The organism is Paraburkholderia sp. J63, assembly GCF_905220245.1.
Classification (GTDB): domain Bacteria; phylum Pseudomonadota; class Gammaproteobacteria; order Burkholderiales; family Burkholderiaceae; genus Paraburkholderia.
On record NZ_CAJMZF010000214.1, the window covers coordinates 1 to 291 of the forward strand.

Annotated in this window: 1 protein-coding gene; it reads right to left on the bottom strand. The window is 68.0% G+C overall.

Features of this window, described 5'->3' with window-relative positions; all coding sequences use genetic code 11:
- Positions 1 to 291, bottom strand: a 291-nt coding sequence (locus tag U5775_RS39235; RefSeq protein ID WP_322063477.1) for an AMP-binding protein, incomplete at both ends; no start/stop codon positions are given.

Below are 291 nucleotides of genomic sequence, written 5' to 3' on the forward strand. Positions count from 1 at the left end.
CGGTTCGCCATCGAACAGCCCCGGCACCTGCAGCAACTGCCGGAACGCCGAGGGCGTCTGGTTCAGCACCGTCACGCGCTCGCGGCGCAGCAGCGCGGCGAATTCCTCGGGCGCGCGGCTCACCGCGAACGGCACCACGACGAGACGTCCGCCGTGGCACAGCGCGCCAAAAATCTCCCACACCGAGAAGTCGAAGGCGAACGAGTGGAACATCGTCCACACGTCCGTGGGGCCGAAGTCGAACCATGCCGAGGTCGCGTCGAGCAGGCGCGCGACGTTGTGATGCGTGAG